General features: G+C 68.8%; 16 protein-coding genes. 7 read left to right on the forward strand and 9 right to left on the reverse strand.

All coding sequences use genetic code 11. From position 1 onward, the window contains the following. Window positions 1-14 precede the first annotated feature (14 nt). The gene (gene tsf / locus G6N28_RS01610; protein ID WP_163896733.1) at window positions 15-842 is read right to left on the reverse strand and encodes a translation elongation factor Ts; all 828 of its coding nucleotides are present in this window, start codon (window positions 840-842) and stop codon (window positions 15-17) included. Window positions 843-854: 12 nt separating this feature from the next. Continuing rightward, window positions 855-1727: a 30S ribosomal protein S2 gene (gene rpsB / locus G6N28_RS01615; protein ID WP_163896734.1), complete on the reverse strand. Its 873-nt coding sequence runs from the start codon at window positions 1725-1727 to the stop codon at window positions 855-857. A gap of 286 nt (window positions 1728-2013) precedes the next feature. Between rpsB and G6N28_RS01620 the strand changes: the two genes are divergently transcribed. Both G6N28_RS01620 and G6N28_RS01625 read left to right on the forward strand, forming a co-directional pair. Beyond that, a complete protein-coding gene (locus G6N28_RS01620) occupies window positions 2014-2496 on the forward strand; it encodes a M23 family metallopeptidase (RefSeq protein WP_163896735.1) in 483 nt (160 codons plus the stop codon). Window positions 2497-2606: 110 nt separating this feature from the next. Further along, complete coding sequence (locus tag G6N28_RS01625) at window positions 2607-3575, forward strand: LLM class F420-dependent oxidoreductase (protein ID WP_163896736.1); 969 nt, start codon at window positions 2607-2609, stop codon at window positions 3573-3575. Between the two features lie 15 nt (window positions 3576-3590). Here G6N28_RS01625 and G6N28_RS01630 read toward each other — a convergent pair whose 3' ends face one another. From G6N28_RS01630 to G6N28_RS01660, 7 genes are all read right to left on the reverse strand, one after another. Continuing rightward, complete coding sequence (locus G6N28_RS01630) at window positions 3591-4493, reverse strand: tyrosine recombinase XerC (RefSeq protein ID WP_163905724.1); 903 nt, start codon at window positions 4491-4493, stop codon at window positions 3591-3593. 32 nt (window positions 4494-4525) lie between these two features. Continuing rightward, window positions 4526-5686, reverse strand: a complete 1161-nt coding sequence (locus G6N28_RS01635; RefSeq protein WP_163896737.1) for an alpha-hydroxy-acid oxidizing protein — start codon at window positions 5684-5686, stop codon at window positions 4526-4528. A gap of 24 nt (window positions 5687-5710) precedes the next feature. Further along, window positions 5711-6577, reverse strand: coding sequence for a siderophore-interacting protein (locus G6N28_RS01640; protein ID WP_163896738.1), 867 nt, complete (start codon window positions 6575-6577; stop codon window positions 5711-5713). Between the two features lie 93 nt (window positions 6578-6670). Then, window positions 6671-7720, reverse strand: a complete 1050-nt coding sequence (locus G6N28_RS01645; RefSeq protein WP_163896739.1) for a beta-galactosidase — start codon at window positions 7718-7720, stop codon at window positions 6671-6673. A 12-nt stretch (window positions 7721-7732) separates the two neighbouring features. Next, window positions 7733-8854 carry a DNA-processing protein DprA gene (gene dprA / locus G6N28_RS01650; RefSeq protein WP_163896740.1) on the reverse strand — a complete coding sequence of 374 codons (1122 nt, stop codon included), beginning with the start codon at window positions 8852-8854 and terminating at the stop codon, window positions 7733-7735. Further along, complete coding sequence (locus G6N28_RS01655) at window positions 8851-10362, reverse strand: YifB family Mg chelatase-like AAA ATPase (protein WP_163896741.1); 1512 nt, start codon at window positions 10360-10362, stop codon at window positions 8851-8853. The genes dprA and G6N28_RS01655 overlap by 4 nt, the downstream gene beginning before the upstream one ends. Further along, the gene (locus tag G6N28_RS01660; protein ID WP_163896742.1) at window positions 10362-10730 is read right to left on the reverse strand and encodes a YraN family protein; all 369 of its coding nucleotides are present in this window, start codon (window positions 10728-10730) and stop codon (window positions 10362-10364) included. Before G6N28_RS01660 ends, G6N28_RS01655 begins: the two co-directional genes overlap by 1 nt. A gap of 127 nt (window positions 10731-10857) precedes the next feature. Here G6N28_RS01660 and G6N28_RS01665 point away from each other — a divergent pair, with 127 nt between their 5' ends. From G6N28_RS01665 to G6N28_RS01685, 5 genes are all read left to right on the forward strand, one after another. Further along, window positions 10858-11676 carry a DUF1206 domain-containing protein gene (locus G6N28_RS01665; protein WP_163896743.1) on the forward strand — a complete coding sequence of 273 codons (819 nt, stop codon included), beginning with the start codon at window positions 10858-10860 and terminating at the stop codon, window positions 11674-11676. A gap of 134 nt (window positions 11677-11810) precedes the next feature. Then, window positions 11811-12827 carry an iron ABC transporter substrate-binding protein gene (locus G6N28_RS01670; protein ID WP_163896744.1) on the forward strand — a complete coding sequence of 339 codons (1017 nt, stop codon included), beginning with the start codon at window positions 11811-11813 and terminating at the stop codon, window positions 12825-12827. Continuing rightward, window positions 12828-14402, forward strand: a complete 1575-nt coding sequence (locus G6N28_RS01675; protein WP_163896745.1) for an ABC transporter permease — start codon at window positions 12828-12830, stop codon at window positions 14400-14402. Then, entirely contained in the window at window positions 14399-15439 is a 1041-nt protein-coding gene (locus G6N28_RS01680) for an ABC transporter ATP-binding protein (protein ID WP_163896746.1), read from the forward strand. Before G6N28_RS01675 ends, G6N28_RS01680 begins: the two co-directional genes overlap by 4 nt. Then, window positions 15439-17955: an AMP-binding protein gene (locus G6N28_RS01685; protein WP_163896747.1), complete on the forward strand. Its 2517-nt coding sequence runs from the start codon at window positions 15439-15441 to the stop codon at window positions 17953-17955. The genes G6N28_RS01680 and G6N28_RS01685 overlap by 1 nt, the downstream gene beginning before the upstream one ends. The last annotated feature ends 47 nt before the right edge of the window (window positions 17956-18002 follow it).

Genomic DNA, 18002 nt, shown 5'->3' on the forward strand with positions numbered 1-18002 from the left:
GGTCGGGCGGCGGGTTAGGCCTGGCCGACCTCGAAGCGCACGAACCGGGTGACCTTCACCCCGGCCTCGTCGAGCAGCGCCTTGACCGTCTTCTTGTTGTCGGACACCGACGGCTGATCGAGCAGCACGACGTCCTTGTAGAAGCCGTTCAGCCGGCCCTCGACGATCTTGGGCAGCGCCTGCTCGGGCTTGCCCTCGTTGCGCGCGGTTTCCTCGGCGATGCGGCGCTCGTTGGCGACCACGTCCTCGGGCACGTCCTCGCGGGTCAGGTACTTGGCCTTCAGCGCGGCGATCTGCAGCGCCACAGCGTGCGCGGCGTCCTTGTCGGAGCCCTCGTACTCGACCAGCACACCGACGGCCGGCGGCAGGTCGGCGGCCCGCTTGTGCAGGTAGGTCTCCACGGTGCCGTCGAAGTAGGCCACGCGGCGCAGCTCGAGCTTCTCGCCGATCTTGGCCGACAGGTCGGCGATGACCTGCTCGACGGTAGGGGCCGCCGAATCTGCGGAAATGCGAGCGGCCTTGAGCGTGTCGATGTCGTTGGCCTTCGCCGCGGCGGCCGCGGTGACGATCTGGTCGGCGACCGCCTGGAACTCGGCGTTCTTCGCCACGAAGTCGGTCTCGCAGTTCAGCTCGATCAGCGCGCCGTCCTTGGCCGCCACCAGGCCCTCGGCGGTGGCCCGCTCGGCGCGCTTGCCGACGTCCTTGGCGCCCTTGATGCGCAGCAGCTCGACGGCCTTGTCGAAATCGCCGTCCGCCTCGACCAGCGCGTTCTTGCTGTCGAGCATGCCGGCGCCGGTCAGCTCCCGCAGTCGCTTGACGTCGGCAGCGGTGTAGTTAGCCATCCTCAGCTCTCCCTAAGCCTCTGAAGTCTTCGGTTCGGTCTGGACGTTCGCCTCCGGGGTGGAAGGCTCGGCACCGGCGGCGGTCGGGGACGCGGTCGTGGCCGCCGGCGCGGTCGCGGAGGCCAGCAGTTCCTGCTCCCACTCGGCCAGCGGCTCGGCACCCGTGGCGTCCGGCTTGTCGCCGTCACGCCCCACACCGGCCCTAGCCTGCAGCCCCTCGGCGACCGCGGCGGCGATCACCTTGGTCAGCAGCGCGGCCGAGCGGATCGCGTCGTCGTTGCCCGGGATCGGGTAGTCGACGAGGTCGGGATCGCAGTTGGTGTCGAGGATCGCGATGATCGGGATGTTCAGCTTGCGGGCCTCGGCGACGGCGAGGTGCTCCTTGTTGGTGTCCACCACCCAGATCGCCGACGGCACCTTCTGCATATCCCGGATACCGCCGAGGCTGCGCTCGAGCTTGTTCTTCTCCCGGGTCAGCATCAGGATTTCTTTCTTGGTACGACCCTCGAAACCACCGGTCTGCTCCATCGCCTCGAGCTCCTTGAGGCGCTGCAGCCGCTTGTGCACGGTCTGAAAGTTGGTGAGCATGCCGCCCAGCCAGCGCTGGTTCACATAGGGCATGCCGACGCGGGTGGCCTCTTCGGCGATCGCTTCCTGCGCCTGCTTCTTGGTGCCGACGAACAGGATCGTGCCGCCGTGGGCGACGGTCTCCTTGACGAACTCGTACGCCTTGTCGATGTAGGTCAGCGTCTGCTGCAGGTCGATGATGTAGATGCCGTTGCGGTCGGTGAAGATGAACCGCTTCATCTTGGGATTCCAGCGACGGGTCTGGTGCCCGAAGTGGGTGCCGCTGTCAAGCAGCTGCTTCATGGTTACAACAGCCATGTCGGCTATTTCCTTTTTCGTCGGTTGTCGCCCGACGCCGGGTGACGCCGAGCCCTGGTGCCCGCTCGGAATGCCAGACCCGTCTGGGAACGGGACCGACGGCATCCGGGATACGACCGTGAAGAACCGGGTCGTGGCGCAGACACGCGAAGTCAGCCCGCTCGCGCGAGCTGCGGTTAGCAAGTTTACACCGTGTGCAGGGGTGCTTTTTCCACAGCGACCTGCTGATCCACAGATCGCCGCCGAGACCTGGCGCGGTTTACCCAAAATGCGCTGAGCTGGGCCGATGCGGTGGCTCGCGCTGGTGGCCGCGGCGCTGGTGTGGGCGGCGCCCGCGGGCGCCGACGGTGAACGGTTGCGGTGGCCGCTGCAGCCGCGGCCCACGGTGGCGCGCGCTTTCGACGCGCCGTCGCCGCACTGGCAGCGCGGGCACCGGGGTGTGGACCTGGCCGGTTCGACGGGCCAGAGCGTGTATGCCGCGGCCGCGGGCACGGTGGTGTTCGCCGGTGAGCTGGCCGGTCGGCCGCTGGTGTCGATCGCGCACCCCGGTGGCCTGCGCACCAGCTATGAGCCGGTGCAGCCGGCCGTGCGCGCGGGGCAGCTCGTCGACACCGGGACCGCGATCGGGGTCCTCGACGCCGGCCATGCCGGCTGCCCGACGGCGGCGTGCCTGCACTGGGGCGCGATGTGGGGCCCCGCGTCGCGCGCGGACTACGTCGACCCGCTGGGTCTGCTCGCCACCACACCCATCCGCCTCAAACCGGTCTGAGCGTCAACCCCTCTTGGCGCGAGCGTGCGTGTCAGAGGACGACACGCCGAGGTTTTCCGCGAGTTTGCGCACGCTCGCGACGACGCCGGCGAGCGCCTACCGTCACGAACATGACCGTCGCATCCGACGCGCACCGCAACCGCCGGCTCCGGTTCGGCCTGCACACGGCCCTGCCCCGCGGCACGGAACTGGCCGAGTTCGCCGTCGCGGTCGAAAACGCCGGCTTCGACGTGCTGACGATCCCCGACCATCTCGTGGCGTCGCTCTCGCCGTTCGCCGGGGCCACCGCGGCCGCCACAGCCACCACCCGGCTGCACACCGGCACGCTGGTGCTGAACAACGACCTGCGTCACCCGGTCGAGGTCGCCCGCGAAACAGCCACCGTCGCAGCGGTTTCCGGCGGCCGCTTCGAACTCGGGCTGGGCGCCGGGCACATGAAGTCCGAATACGACGCCGCCGGCATCCCTTTCGACTCGGGTCGCGTACGGGTCGACCGACTGGTCGAGTCGGTGCAGGTGATCCGGTCGCTGCTGGCCGGTGAGCCTGTCGACGTCGACGGCGCCCATTACCGGGTGCACGCCGAGGCCGGATCGCTGGTCGCGGCGCCCGGCGTTCGGGTGCCGATCCTGGTGGGCGGCAACGGAACCCGGGTACTGCGGTTGGCCGGCCGCGTCGCCGACATCGCGGGGCTGGCCGGGTTCAGCCACAACCGCGACGCCACGAAGGTGGAGTTGACGCATTTCGACGCCACGGGACTGGAGAACCGGATCACGGTGGTGCGCGACGCGGCCGGCGACCCTTTCGACGCCGTCGAACTCAACGCGCTCATCCAGTTCGTGGTCGTCACCGACGATCGCGAGGCAGCGGCCGCCGAATTGGCCGCCACGTTCGGCGGCGTCTCCCCGGAGCTGTTGTTGGACTCCCCCTTCGTGCTGCTCGGCACGCATGACCAGATGGCCGAAACGCTCGTCGCGCGGCAACAGCGCTTCGGGGTGAGCTACTGGACGGTGTTCGACGAATGGGTGGGCCGTCCCTCGGCGATGCCCGACATCGCCGAGGTGATCAACCGGTTGCGTTGAGCTCGGCCAGCCGAATCACGCGCGGGGGTGGGCCTGGTCGTGCACGGCGCGCAGCCGGGCGACGGTGACATGGGTGTAGAGCTGTGTGGTCGCCAGCGTGGAATGGCCCAGCAGTTCCTGTACGACGCGCAGGTCCGCCCCGCCCTCGAGCAGGTGCGTGGCGGCGCTGTGGCGTAACCCGTGCGGGCCGATGTCGGGTGCCCCGTCGACGGCCGCGATCGTCTGGTGCACGACGGTGCGGGCCTGCCGCGGGTCGAGGCGGCGGCCCCGCACGCCCAGCAACAGCGCAGGCCCGGAGTCGGCGGTGGCCAACGCGGGGCGTCCGTCGGCCAGCCACGCCGTCAGCGCCGTCTGCGCAGGTACGCCGAAGGGGACGGTGCGCTGTTTGTTGCCCTTGCCCAGTACGCGCAGCAGCCGCCGCGACGTGTCGACGTCGTCGAGGTCCAGTCCGCACAGCTCGCTGACCCGGATTCCGGTGGCGTACAACAACTCGACGATCAGGCGGTCCCGCATTGCGAGCGGGTCGCCTTGTTGGGCACCGGATTTCGCGGCCGCCATGGCGTCGAGCGCCTGGTCTTGACGCAGCACCGACGGAAGGGTGCGCCGGGCCTTGGGTACCTGCAGGCGGACCGCCGGATCGGCGGCGATCAGCCCGCGCCGCACCGCCCACGCGGTGAACGTCTTGACCGACGACGTGCGCCTGGCCAGCGTCGTGCGGGCCGCACCCGCGGTCGCCTGCGCGGCCAGCCAGGAGCGCAGCAGCGGCAGCGTCAGCGCGTCCAGGCCCATCTCGGAGATCTGCTGGTCAGCGAACTCGAACAGCGACCGCAGGTCACCGAGGTAGGCGCGGCGGGTGTGCTCGGAGCGCCCGCACTGCAGTGCGAGGTACTCGTCGAACTCCTCGAGGATCGCCTCCACGCCCCTTACCGTCGCAGACACGACCGCGGGTGTCAGGTGACGCGCCGCATCGCCTCCGGGGTCAGTTCTTTCAGCGAGCGGTAACCGTCGACGGCCATGGTCACATCGGCCTCGGCCAGCAGTGACCGCAGCACGTGCACGATGCCGTCGACACCGCCCAGGGCGAGCCCGTAGGCGTAGGGCCTGCCGACGGCCACGGCGTCGGCGCCCAGTGCGAGCGCCTTGACGATGTCGGTGCCGCTGCGGATGCCGGAGTCGAACCACACGGGTAGCCCGTCGGCGGCGTCGACCACCGCGGGCAAACAGTCGATGGCAGGAATTCCGCCGTTGGCCTGCCGCCCGCCGTGATTGGAGCAGTAGATGGCGTCCACGCCGCCGTCCTTGGCGCGGCGGGCGTCGTCGGGGTGGCAGATGCCCTTGACGATGAGCGGCAGATCGGTGAGCGAGCGCAGCCACGGCAGGTCATCCCAGGTCAACGGGTTGCCGAAGATCTGCGCCCACCGCAACACCGCGCCTTGGGAATTCTCCTCGGGCGGCTGCGCCAGGCTCGCCCGGAACACCGGATCGGTGGTGTAGTTGGCCAGACACAGCCCGCGAAGAAACGGAAAGTTCGACGACGTCAGGTCGCGGGGGCGCCACCCGGGAATCCACGTGTCCAGGGTGACGACGATGCCCTTGAACCCGGCCGCCTCGGCGCGGTGCACGAAGCTGGCCGCCAGCTCGCGATCGGTGGGGGTGTAAAGCTGGAAAAAGCCTGGGGTGTCACCTAATTCGGCGGCCACCTGTTCCATCGGGTCGGCCGACATCGTCGACGCGATCATCGGCACGCCGGTGCGCGCGGCGGCCCGCGCGGTGGCGAGGTCACCGTGGCCGTCCTGGGCGCAGAGTCCGATGACGCCCACCGGCGCCAGCAGCGCCGGCGAGGGCAGCGTCATCCCGAACAACTCCACCGACAGGTCGCGCTCATTGGCGCCGACAAACATCCGCGGCATCAGCCCCCAGTGGTCGAAAGCGGTGACGTTGACGCGCTGGGTGCGTTCGTCGCCTGCTCCGCCGGCGACATAGGACCACATCGACGGGGACATCGCGGCTTGGGCCTTGGCCTCCAGTTCCGCGAACGCCATCGGCAGTGCCGGCAGCACGCCGGACAGGCCCTGAAAGTAGATCTCGAGTTGGTAGTCGCTGAACGCCATGCGGCTAGGGTGCCAGGCCGATGCTCAGGCGTTGGCCTGTTCCTCGGCCTTGGCCAGTTCCCGTTTCCACTGGCGGAACGTCTCTTCGGTGCGGCCACGACGCCAGTAGCCGGAGATCGACGACGCCCACTTGGCCTCCACACCGCGCTCCTTGCGGATATAGGGCCGCAGGTTGTGCATCACCGCCTGCGCCTCGCCGTGGATGAAGACCTGCACCTGCCCCGGTAGCCACGGCGTCTCCTTGACCGCCGCGATGAGCGGCGCGTTGTCGCCGGCGATGTCCTCGGGCACCAGGTCGGCGCGGCCGCCACGATAGATCCAGGTCAGCTCGACACCGTCGGGCCTCTTCAGCGCGATCTCGTCCTCGGGCCCCGCGACTTCAATGAAGGCTTTGCCGATCGCGTTGTCGGGCAACGCTTCCAGTGCCACACCGATCGCGGGGATGGCGGTCTCGTCACCGGCGAACAGATACCAGTCCGCTGCCGGGTCAGGCGCGTAGGCCCCGCTGGGGCCCATCAGATAGGCCGGCTGGCCCGGTTCGGCGGCCGCGGCCCACGGCCCAGCCACGCCGTGGTCGCCGTGCACCACGAAGTCGATCCAGAGCTCACGCCGCTCGGGGTCGGCGTGGCGGACGGTGAAGGTGCGCACCGTCGGTCGTCGGTCCGGTGGCAGGGTGTTGAAACTGTCGATGGTCAGCGGCTGCGGCAACGCGCCGACGTCGATGCCGTCGTCGACGACCACGATCTTGACGTAGGAATCCGTGAACTCGCTGGGCGTGAAGGTATCGAAGCCGGTGCCCGGACCCGAGCCGCCGAGCACCAGGCGGATGAGATGCGGTGTCAACTGCTCGGTGCGCATCACCTGAAAGGTGTGTATCGGACGCCCTGCCACGAAATTCCTCCACATCCACGACCACACGCCGGCTTTCGCGCCGACGCGCCCGACTATACGGAGCCATACCAGCGCGAGGCCTGCCGTCGCGGTCTACCTTGCCAGCACCTCCGCGGTCACCTTTGGCCGCCAGTCCGACGTCAGCAACGCCCCGAAGTTGTCCTGGTCATCCGTTTGGTCCGCGGTGTCGATGTCGCGGATCGAATAGATGAACACCGGACCGCTGTAAACGGTCCGCGCCGCCTTGGCCAGCACGTCGGTGATCTGCCGCGCCTGCTCTTGTTGGGTGACCCCGCCGGGCGTGGCCGCGGCGGTGGGCGCGCCGATCTCGGTCATCCAGATCTTCTTTCCGCCGTCGCCGTTGTCGACCATGAGTTGGCGTACCCGTTCGACATCGGACCAACCGTTGTGGTCGTCGATGCCCAACCCGGCGGGATAAACGTAGGGGTGCATGGCCATCGCATCGAAAAACCCGCCGGCGCCGAGCGCGTACATCGCCTCGACGAACGTCGGCGGCGCGTCCGGCGCGAACGCACGGCTCATCCCCGCGGCCAACACGGTGCTGTGCGGCTGCACCGCCTTGATCGCCGGATAGGCGGCCTTCAACAGCGCCGTGTAGCGGGCCGCGCGGTCGTCGAGGTAACCGAAGAAGAGCGGGACGTTCGGCTCGTTCCACACCTCCCAACTGCTGACCCGGTCGCCGTAGCGCTTCACCAGGGTGGTCAGAAAGCTGGCGAGCAGAGCCGGGTCGACGGGCGGGGCGCTGAAATACGATCCGGGCGTCCTGCCCCATTCCGGGGTGTAGGAGACCATGGCCAGCACCTGCAGCCCGCGCGACACCGCCCCGTCGATCCAGTGATCCAGATAGCCCCAGTCGTAGGCGCCGGGCATCGGCTCGATGCGGCTCCAGTCCACGAACACCCGCAACCATGTCGCACCGGTTCGAGCCACTGCGTCGAGTTCGCGGTCGGCGTCCATGGGGCTCATCCACGTCATCGGTGCGCCGACGGCGAAGCCGTACCCGTCGCGGGGGGTGGTGGCCGGCTGCGCCTGCGCGGTGCGCGTATCGGTGACCGACGTCGCGGCAAACAGCAGCAAGACGGCGGCGATCCCGCCGACGAACCTGTTCACCCCGCTGCGCATTTCGACAACCTACTAAAGGACGCGTTTCCAACGTCCGTCGCGGCGCCTCACCAAGCCGGCCAGCTCAAGGGTTGCCAGCGGGCCCAACACCTGTCGGGCCGGCAAACCGGCGGCCATCGCGATCTCGTCGAGATCACGGGCCGCACGTGCGGGCAGCGCGTCATAGACGCGTTTGTCGGTGTCGTCGAGGCCGTCGAGCGGTGAGACCGGCCGCGGCTCGTCGGGAGCCAGCTCGCCGATCCGGCCGACCAGCTCGATGACCTCCTCGGCGCGGGTGATCAGACGGGCCCCGTCCCGCAGTAAGACGTGGCACCCGACCGACGCCGAGGACGTGATCGGGCCGGGAACCGCGCACACCGCGCGCCCCAGGGCACCGGCCCACGCCGCGGTGTTGGCGGCGCCGCTGCGGGCCCCGGCCTCCACGACGACGGTGGCGCCGGCCAGCGCAGCCACCAGCCGGTTGCGGGTCAGAAACCGGTGCCGTGCCGGGCGCACGCCGGGTGGATATTCGGTGATCAATGTCCCGTCCTCGGCGATCCGTCGCAGGAGCGCGCTGTGTCCCGCCGGATAGGGCACGTCGATCCCGCCGGCGAGCACCGCGACGGTCAGCCCGTCGGCCGCCAGGGCGGCGCGGTGCGCTGCCCCGTCGATACCGAACGCCGCACCGGACACCACCGCGACATCTCGTCCAGCCAACCCCGCGGCCAGATCTCCCGCGGCGAACTCGCCGTACGCGGTGGCCGCCCTGGTGCCGACCACCGCCGCAGCACGGGCAGTTACGTCGTCTAGCCGCGCCGACCCGACCACCCACAGCACCATCGGCTTGTGAGCCTGCGGACGCAGCCGCCCACCGATGCCGGCGAACGCGGTGAACGCCAGCATCGGCCATTCATCGTCATCCGGAGTGACCAGCCGACCGCCCATCGCCGCGAGCAGGTCTAAATCCCGTGCAGCACAGTCGATGTGGCGCCGCGATTCCACTCCGTCGTTCACCGCAGCCCCGGCTTGCCCGGTGCGGACACGATCGGCGGCTTCGACCACTCCGACCCGCGCCACCAGTGCATTCAGCGCCGGGCACGGTGGTTCGGCCACCCGGGACAGGTAGGCCCAGGCACGCGCAACGTCGTCGCTCATCGCACACCCCCGCACTGCCGGAAACTCAAGGCCGCCGTGACGTCCTCCAGATCCGGGGAGGTCCGTCCGGCAAGATCGCAAAGCGACCACGCCACACGTAGCGTGCGGTCCATGCCGCGCGCGCTGAGCTGACCGCGATCGACCGCCCCGTACAGCGGCTTCATCACGGTCCTCGGCAGGCGAAACCTGCGCCGCAGCAACGCTCCGCTGACCTCGGCGTTGGTTCGGATCCCGTACGCGCGCCACCGTTCCCCGGCCGCCTGCCGCGCCGCCACGACGCGCTCGCGAACCATGGCGGTGGACTCGCCCTCCTGTTGCACAAGCTCGCCCGCTCGCACCGGATGCATCTCGACGCGCAGATCGACGCGGTCGATCAGCGGGCCGGACAGCTTGCCGAGATACCGCCGCTTCTCGGCCCCGCCGCAGATGCAGTCTCGGGGATTGGGCGGTGCGCACGGACACGGGTTGGCCGCCAACACCAACAGGAACCGTGCCGGATAACGCGCCACCCCGTCGCGACGTGCCAGCCGAATCTCCCCGTCCTCCAGCGGGGTTCGCAGCGCCTCGAGCACGCTGACACCGATCTCCGCGCACTCGTCGAGAAACAGCACGCCGCGGTGGGCGCGGCTGACGGCGCCAGGACGCGCCATTCCCGAGCCGCCCCCGACCATCGCCGCGACGCTGGAGGTGTGGTGCGGAGCGATGAACGGCGGTTGTGTGATCAACGGCGTGTCGGTGGCAAGCAATCCCGCCACCGAGTGAATCGCCGTCACCTCCAGCGACTCACTTTCCGACAGCGTCGGCAGCAGTCCCGGAAGCCGTTGTGCCAGCATCGTTTTACCCACGCCGGGTGGACCGGTCAACATCAGATGGTGCCCGCCGGCCGCGGCGACCTCGACGGCGAACCGCGCCTGGCTCTGTCCGACCACGTCGGCGAGGTCGAACGTCGGCCCCGAAACACCGCGTGGCGCATCAACCCTGCCCCGCAGCGGTGCTTTTCCCGTGATCCAGGACTGCAGCTCACGCAGCGTGCGCACGCCCAGCACCTCGATGCCGTCGACCAGGCTGGCTTCGGCGAGGTTGTCGACGGGCACCACCACGGTCGGCCAGCCCTCGCGTTTGGCGGCCATCACCGCGGGCAGCACACCGGTGACCGGCCGCACCCGACCGTCGAGCGCGAGCTCGCCGAGCAACACCGTTTTCTCCAGCCGCGGCCACTCGGTCTTCTTTTCCGCCGACAGCACCGACAGCGCGAGCGCCAAATCGTAGACAGACCCCATCTTCGGCAGCGTCGCCGGCGACAGCGCCAACGTCAGCCGCGCCATCGGCCAGTTGTTGCCGCAGTTGGTGATCGCCGCACGCACCCGGTTTCGCGATTCCTGCAGCGCCGCGTCCGCGAGGCCGACCAGATGCACGCCGGGCAGACCCGACGAGATGTCGGCCTCGATCTCCACGATCTGCCCCTCGAGGCCGCGGATGGCCACCGAGAAGGCCCGCCCCAGCGCCATCACCCCACCCCCTGCAGATGGATGATCTCGGGCGTGCGCTGCCTGCCGATGCGCACCCCGACGACGTCGATGCGCAGATGCGCCCACCCGGTGTCCTGTGCGGCCAACCACAAGCACGCCAGGCGGCGTAGGCGCTGCACCTTCTCCGGGGTGACCGCCTGTTCGACACCGCCGAACCGATCGCTGGTGCGGGTCTTCACCTCGACGAAGATCGCGATGCGGGCGGCGTCGTCGGCGGCGATCACGTCCAGCTCGCCATACCGGCAACGCCAGTTCCGGTCGAGCACCCGCAAGCCAAGCGACCGCAGATGATCGACCGCGAGTTGCTCTCCGAGTGCACCGATTTCAGCGCTGGTGAAGGAAGTCATGGCACCACCGTGGGGCAGGCGACCGACAAATCGCCGCCGACCGGCCGCCGTCATCCCCAACCGGGGATTCATCCACAGATTCGGCGCCGCCTGTTTCGCCGGCCTAAAATGGCGGGTACACCCCGGCATGACCCACAAGTCGTTACATGGCGTCGCCGACCGCGCCACCGACAGTGACGCGTTCGAATACACCGCGCGCGCCGGGTTCGCGGTCAGCGGCGTACTGCACCTGCTGGTCGGCTACCTGATTCTTCGGATCGCCCTGGGGTCAGGCGGCAACGCCGACCAATCCGGGGCGTTGGCGACGCTGGCGCAGCGAACCGGTGGCGCGGTGTTGCTGTGGGTCGTCGCCGCGGGCTTGTTCGCCCTCGGGCTCTGGCGCGTCGCCGAGGCGGTCGTCGGCCCGCGGCCCGGGGAGGGATCGCGGCGCGCCGACGACGACACCCCGGCGTGGAAGCGCGCGAAGTCGCTCGGCCTGGCCGTGGTCAATTTCGCGATCGCGTTCTCGGCGGCCCGCTTCGCCATGGGCAGCGGACAGCAGAGCGCCCAGCAGAACGCCGGGCTGAGCGCACAGATGATGCAGTCGGGCTGGGGCAAGGCGGTGCTGGTCGCGGTGGGGCTCGGGCTGATCGGTGTCGGCGGCTACCACGTCTACAAGGGCGTGACGAAGCGCTTCTGCAAGGACCTGCGCGGCGGCGTCGGATCCGGGGTCAGCGCTGTCGGGATCACCGGCTACGCGGCCAAGGGGCTGGCCCTGGCCGGCGCGGGCCTGCTGGTCGTCGTGGCCACGCTGCAGGCCGACCCGTCCAAGGCGACGGGACTGGATGCGGCGGTCAAGGCGCTCGGCGAGGCGCCGTTCGGCCAGTTTCTTCTCGTCCTGGCAGCCGTCGGAATCGCCGCGTTCGGCATCTACAACTTCGTTCGGGCCCGCTTCGGGCGGATGTGACTGCCGGCACACCGACCTCGCTCATCTGCCCACAGCCCGCCGGCTCAAACCCCGAAAGGGTATCTTTCATTAGGTAAACCTCAGCTAAAAGAGCTGCGGTCTGACCTGTCCGAACAGTGAAAGGACTCCCCTGCATGCGACCACGGTGGAGGCGGATCGCCGCCGTCCTGTCAACGCTGGCCGTCGCGATCGGCGCGACCGCATGCACCAACTCGGGTGACAGCGACGAGCTGCTGATCTACAACGCGCAGCACGAGTCACTGGCCAAGGAGTGGATCGACGCGTTCACCGAGGAGACCGGCATCAACGTGTCCTACCGCCAGGGCGGCGACACCGAGCTCGGCAATCAGCTGGTGGCCGAGGGCGACGCCTCACCCGCCGACGTCTTCCTCACCGAGAACTCCCCCGCGATGGCGGCCGTGGAACGCGCGGGCCTCTTCGCCGAACTCGACGCCGAGACCCTCGATCAGGTGCCTGCGCAGTTCCGCCCGGACACCGGCAGGTGGACCGGGGTCGCCGCGCGCAGCACCGTGTTCGTCTACAACAAGGACAGGTTGACGCCCGACCAGTTACCGAAGTCGATGCTCGACCTGCAGCAGCCCGAGTGGAAGGGCCGCTGGGGTGCCCCGCCGACCAAGGCCGACTTCCAGGCGATCGTCGCCGCGCTGCTCGAACTCGAGGGCGAGGCAGCCACCGCGCAGTGGCTCGAGGCGATGAAGGCCAACGCGGTGCCCTACAACAACAACATCGACACCCTCAAGGCGGTCAACGCCGGCGAGGTCGACGGCGGCATCATCTACCACTACTACTGGTACCGCGATCAATCCAAGACCAAGGAGATCAGCGGCAACACCGCGCTGCACTATTTCAAGAACCGCGATCCCGGTGCCTTCGTCAGCCTGTCCGGCGGAGGCGTGCTGGCCTCCAGCGACAAGCAGGATCAGGCGCAGCGCTTTCTGCGGTTCGTCACCAGCAGGGCAGGCCAGGAAGTCCTCGAGAAAGGCACCTCCTTCGAGTATCCGGTCGCCAGCGGTGTGCCCGCGAATCCGGAACTGCCTCCTCTGGATTCGCTGCAGGCGCCCGATGTCGACCCCTCGAAGTTGAACGAACAGAAGGTGACCGAGCTGATGACGAAGGCAGGCCTGCTGTAGGTGGCCGTCCCCACCGTCGCCCGCACCGCAGCACCGGCCTCGCGGCCGGACAGCACCACCCGGCCGGGCCCGCTGGTTTCGGCAACCGTTGCGATTCTGGTTGCCGCGACGGGCATTCCGCTCGGCTACGTGGTGTGGGGTGCTGTCTCGGTCGGATGGGACCGCGCCTACGAACTGGTGGTGCGGCCCCGCGTCGGCGAGCTTCTGTACAACACCGTCGCGCTGGTGGCCATCACCGTGCCGCTCTGCGTGCTGATCGGGGTCGGGGTGGCCTGGCTGGTGGAACGCACCGACCTACCCGGACGGGCAGTCTGGCGTCCGTTGTTCGTTGCGCCGCTTGCCGTTCCGGCGTTCGTCAACAGTTACGCCTGGGTGGGTGTGGTGCCCTCGCTGCACGGGCTGTGGGCTGGGGTGTTGATCTCCACGCTTTCCTACTTCCCGTTCATGTACCTGCCCGTCGCGGCGACCTTACGTCGACTCGACCCGGCGGTGGAGGAATCGGCGCGGGCGCTGGGATCGGATTCGGTGACGGTGTTCTTCCGCGTGGTGCTGCCCCAACTGCGGCTGGCGATTCTGGGCGGCGGCCTGTTGATCGGTGTGCATCTGCTCGCCGAATACGGTGCTTTCGCGATGGTGCGCTTCGACACCTTCACCGTGGCGATCTTCCAACAGTTCCAGGTGACGTTCGACGGTGCCGCGGGCAGCATGCTCGCCGGGGTTCTGGTGTTGCTCTGCCTTGCCTTGTTGGTCGCCGAGGCCGCGGCACGCGGCAACGCCCGCTTCGCCAGAATCGGATCCGGCGCGCCCTCGGTGATCACCCCGATTCGGCTGGGTCGCAGCGTGATCCCTGCCTCCGCAGCGCTTGTCGCGCTGGCTGCCCTGGCGCTCGGCGTGCCGACGTGGACCATTCTGCGCTGGCTGTGGATCGGCGGCGCCGAGGTGTGGGACTTCGGGGACATCGTCACCTCGCTGAGTCAGACCATCGGGTTGGCCGCGGCAGCGGCGGCGCTGACGACCTTGCTCGCGTTCCCCGTGGCGTGGGTGGCGGTGCGCTCCAGCGGTTTTCTTGCCCGCGCAGCCGAAGGGGCCAACTACGTCGCCAGCTCGTTACCCGGCATCGTCACCGCGCTGGCGCTGGTCACGGTCACCATCTCCGTTGCGCCCGTTCTATACCAGAGCGTCGCGCTGATCGTGTTCGCTTACGTGCTGCTGTTCATGCCGCGCGCACTGGTCAACGTCCGCGCCGGGCTGGCTCAGGTTCCGACCAGCCTCGAGGAGGCCTCTCGCTCGCTCGGCAGTTCGCCGACCGCCACGTTCTTCCGCGTCACGCTGCGCCTGACCGCGCCCGCCGCGGCCGCCGGGGCCGCACTGGTGTTCGTCGCTGTCGCCACCGAGTTGACCGCCACCCTTCTGCTCGCGCCGACGGGCACCAACACGCTGTCGATGAGGTTCTGGTCGTTGTCCAGCGAGCTGGACTACGCCGCCGCCGCGCCGTACGCGCTGGCGTTGGTGGTGCTGGCGATACCGGTGACGCTCATCCTGCTGCGCCAGTCGGCGAAGGCGGCCGCGCTATGACCGCGACGGTTGAAACCCACGGATTGGCAAAGTCTTTCAACGGACACACCGTGCTGCACCACATCGACCTCGAGGTGCAGCCAGGCACCATCACCGCGGTCGTCGGGTCGTCGGGCTGCGGGAAGACGACGCTGCTGCGCCTCATCGCCGGCTTCGAGCAACCCGATGCGGGCACGATCAGCATCGGGGGACGTCAAGTCGCGAGCCCGGAGCGCTCGGTGCCGCCCCATCGCCGGGCGGTCGGCTACGTCGCCCAGGACGGTGCACTGTTTCCGCATCTGACCGTCGGGCAGAACATCGCCTACGGTCTGCCGCACAGACAGCACCGCGAGCGGGTGCGTGCCCGGGTCGCCGAGTTGCTGGAGACGGTCTCGCTGGACCCCTCCTACGCATCCCGGCGCCCCCATGAACTGTCCGGCGGGCAGCAACAACGGGTGGCACTGGTGCGGGCGTTGGCGCGCGAACCGGCGCTGATGCTGCTCGATGAACCGTTCAGCTCGTTGGACACCGGGCTGCGCGCATCCACCCGCAAGGCGGTGGCCGGATTGCTCGCCGACGCCGGCGTGACGACGCTGCTGGTGACCCACGACCAGGAGGAAGCGCTCTCGGTCGCCGGTCAGATCGCCGTGATGCGGGACGGCAGGTTCACCCAGGTCGGTCCGCCGCAGCAGGTCTACCGCGAACCCGCCGACCATTTCACCGCGGCTTTTCTGGGGGACTGCATCTCGCTGCCGTGCACGGTGAACGCCTGCGTCGCCGAGTGCGCTCTCGGGCGCATCCCCGTGCAGGCCGACGACGGGCCGGCAACGGTGCTGCTGCGCCCCGAACAGCTTGTGGTGACAGGTGTTTCAGATACCGAGCAGTTCCGGGGCGTCGGCACCGTGGTCGCCTCCGAGTTCCTGGGTCACGACGTGCTGCTGACCATCGACCTCGCAGGTGATGCCGCACCGGTGGTCGTGCGTCAACACAGCCTCAACGCCCCTCCGATCGAGGCCAAGGTGCATATCGAGGTGGTCGGCAAAGGAATCGTGCTGTGATGCACCGGCTCGTCGACCTCCTTCGCGGCCACGGCGAGAACGTCGCGGTGCTCACCGAAACGCATCGGCTCACATATGCGCAGCTAGCCGACCGGGTCGCCGCAGCCGTGCCTGGCATCGGGGATACCCGCCGCCTGGTGTTGCTCGAAACCCGCAATGACATGTGGACGTTGGTGCATTACCTCGCGGCCCTCACCGGTGAGCATGTCGTGCTTCCCGTACCCGCCGGCCGCGATCACGCGACCATGGTGCAGGCCTATGATCCCGACGTGGTCGTCGCCGACGGCGCCGTGCACCATCGGCGAAGGGCTTCTCGGCATCGGCTGCACCCCGATCTCGCGCTGCTGCTCTCCACCTCCGGAAGCACCGGGTCCCCGAAACTGGTCCGGTTGTCACACACCAACCTGATCTCCAATGCGACCGCCATCGCCGAGTATCTGAACATCCGCGAATCAGACCGGGCCGCAACCACGCTGCCGATGTCCTACTGTTACGGCCTTTCGGTGGTCCACAGCCATCTGCTGCGTGGCGCCGCGCTGATCCTCACCGACCGGTCGGTGATGGACGAGCAGTTCTGGGACCTTTTCCGCCGGTGCCGCGGCACCTCGTTCGCCGGCGTTCCCTACACCTTCGAACTGCTCGAACGCATCGGCTTCGACACCATGGATCTGCCCACCCTTCGCTACGTCACCCAGGCCGGCGGCCGGATGGCGCCGGAGCGGGTGACGCGATTCGCCGAGCTGGCGCAGCGCCGCGGCTGGGAGCTGTTCGTGATGTACGGTGCGACCGAGGCCACGGCCCGAATGGCCTATCTTCCACCGGATCTGGCACTGTCGCGGCCAACCGCGATCGGCAGGCCGATCCCCGGCGGGTCGTTGACCCTGGAGCCGCTCGAGGACTGGGCCGACGACGACGTCGGCCAGCTCGTGTACCGCGGCGACAACGTCATGATGGGGTACGCGCGCGGCCCCGACGACCTGTCGCTCGGCAAGACCGTGGACACGTTGCACACCGGCGATATCGCCCGCCGCGCTCCCGACGGCCTCTACGAGGTGATCGGCCGCACCAGCCGATTCGTCAAGATCTACGGCCTGCGCATCGATCTGCAACAGCTCGAATCCAGCCTGCGCGCAGGCGGTATCACGACATTCTGCACATCCGACGACGGACACCTCGTCGTCGCCGCGGCCCGGCGACACGACGCATCCGCCGTGCAGCGCGCCGTCACGGAGGCCACCGGGGTGCCCGCCTGCTCGGTGCGGGCGGTGGCCGTCGATGAGTTGCCGCTGTTGCCGTCGGGCAAGCCCGACTACCCGACGGTGCGCCGGCTTGCGCGCGGCGCTGGACACTCGACCGTCACCGACCTGCGTGAGCTCTTCGCCGGTGTGCTGCAAAAGGATCCGGCCGGTATTGATCCGGAGGCCACGTTCGTCGACCTGGGCGGCAATTCGCTTTCCTATGTCGCGATGTCGGTACGGCTGGAGCGGATGCTCGGACACCTTCCGACCGACTGGCATCAGCGGCCGCTGCGCGAGCTGGAAACGATGGCGCGCCCCGTCACGGGCCGACGGCGGTGGTGGGCCTCGACGCTGGAGACCAGTGTGGCGTTGCGGGCGATCGCGATCGTGCTCATCGTGGGCTCGCATGCTGGGCTTTTCGAGCTGTGGGGCGGCGCGCACGTGTTGCTCGGGGTCGCGGGATACAACTTCGGCCGGTTCTGCATGACGTCGGTGCCGCGCACCGAGCGGGTGCGACACCTGCGCAGTACCATCGCTTGGATTGCGGTGCCGTCGGTGGCGTGGGTGGCCGTCGTGATGCTGCTCGACGACGACTACACGTGGACAAACCTGTTGCTGGCCAACAAGATTCTCGGTCCGCACGATAGCATGACCGCCGGGCGGCTGTGGTTCGTCGAGGTGCTGGTGTGGACGCTGGTCGCGCTGCTGTTGCTGTTCTGGCTGCCCGGACTGGACCGACTGGAGCGGCAACGACCGTTCGCCGTCGCGGTGGCGTTCCTGGTGGTGGGGCTGGCGCTGCGCTACGACGTGCTCGGGCTGGGCCTTGGTCGGGAGGCGTGGTTCACGATGCTGGCGTTCTGGTTCTTCGCGATCGGCTGGGCGGCGGCGAAAGCGTCGACGACGCTGCAACGCGCCGCGGTGACGGCCGTGCTGGCCGTGGCACTGCACGGGTATTTCGGCAGCACGCTGCGCGAGGCGATGGTGCTGGGTGGGCTGGTATTGCTCATCTGGCTGCCGACGCTCCGCTGCCCCGTCGGGCTGACGACGGTCGCCGGTGTCCTTGCGGAGGCCTCGCTGTACACCTACCTGGTGCACTACCAGGTGTATGAGTTGTTCCCCCGCCACCCCATGCTCGGGGTGATCGCGTCGCTGGCGGTCGGGGTGCTGCTCACCTACCTGCTGACGCTCCTGCGCAGCCGCTTTTCTTCGCCCAAAGGGACATTCGGGCGACAAAGTGCGAGTAGATCGCGCCAAAACGTCGATCTCGGCGCGGGCTAGGCACCTCGGCGCGGGCTAGATCCAGGGCCCCTAAAAAGCAGTAGACC

The organism is Mycolicibacterium pulveris (assembly GCF_010725725.1).
GTDB classification, from domain to species: Bacteria; Actinomycetota; Actinomycetes; order Mycobacteriales; family Mycobacteriaceae; genus Mycobacterium; species Mycobacterium pulveris.

What these genes read in the sequence shown, in the direction of transcription:
- rpsB (WP_163896734.1), bottom strand. Translation starts at nt 1,727, where the DNA reads ATGGCTGTTGTAACCATGAAGCAGCTGCTTGACAGCGGCACCCACTTC.
- tsf (WP_163896733.1), bottom strand. Translation starts at nt 842, where the DNA reads ATGGCTAACTACACCGCTGCCGACGTCAAGCGACTGCGGGAGCTGACC.
- G6N28_RS01625 (WP_163896736.1), top strand. Translation starts at nt 2,607, where the DNA reads ATGACCGTCGCATCCGACGCGCACCGCAACCGCCGGCTCCGGTTCGGC.
- G6N28_RS01660 (WP_163896742.1), bottom strand. Translation starts at nt 10,730, where the DNA reads ATGACTTCCTTCACCAGCGCTGAAATCGGTGCACTCGGAGAGCAACTC.
- G6N28_RS01670 (WP_163896744.1), top strand. Translation starts at nt 11,811, where the DNA reads ATGCGACCACGGTGGAGGCGGATCGCCGCCGTCCTGTCAACGCTGGCC.
- G6N28_RS01665 (WP_163896743.1), top strand. Translation starts at nt 10,858, where the DNA reads ATGACCCACAAGTCGTTACATGGCGTCGCCGACCGCGCCACCGACAGT.
- G6N28_RS01635 (WP_163896737.1), bottom strand. Translation starts at nt 5,686, where the DNA reads ATGGCGTTCAGCGACTACCAACTCGAGATCTACTTTCAGGGCCTGTCC.
- G6N28_RS01680 (WP_163896746.1), top strand. Translation starts at nt 14,399, where the DNA reads ATGACCGCGACGGTTGAAACCCACGGATTGGCAAAGTCTTTCAACGGA.
- G6N28_RS01655 (WP_163896741.1), bottom strand. Translation starts at nt 10,362, where the DNA reads ATGGCGCTGGGGCGGGCCTTCTCGGTGGCCATCCGCGGCCTCGAGGGG.
- G6N28_RS01685 (WP_163896747.1), top strand. Translation starts at nt 15,439, where the DNA reads ATGCACCGGCTCGTCGACCTCCTTCGCGGCCACGGCGAGAACGTCGCG.
- G6N28_RS01620 (WP_163896735.1), top strand. Translation starts at nt 2,014, where the DNA reads ATGCGGTGGCTCGCGCTGGTGGCCGCGGCGCTGGTGTGGGCGGCGCCC.
- dprA (WP_163896740.1), bottom strand. Translation starts at nt 8,854, where the DNA reads ATGAGCGACGACGTTGCGCGTGCCTGGGCCTACCTGTCCCGGGTGGCC.
- G6N28_RS01645 (WP_163896739.1), bottom strand. Translation starts at nt 7,720, where the DNA reads ATGCGCAGCGGGGTGAACAGGTTCGTCGGCGGGATCGCCGCCGTCTTG.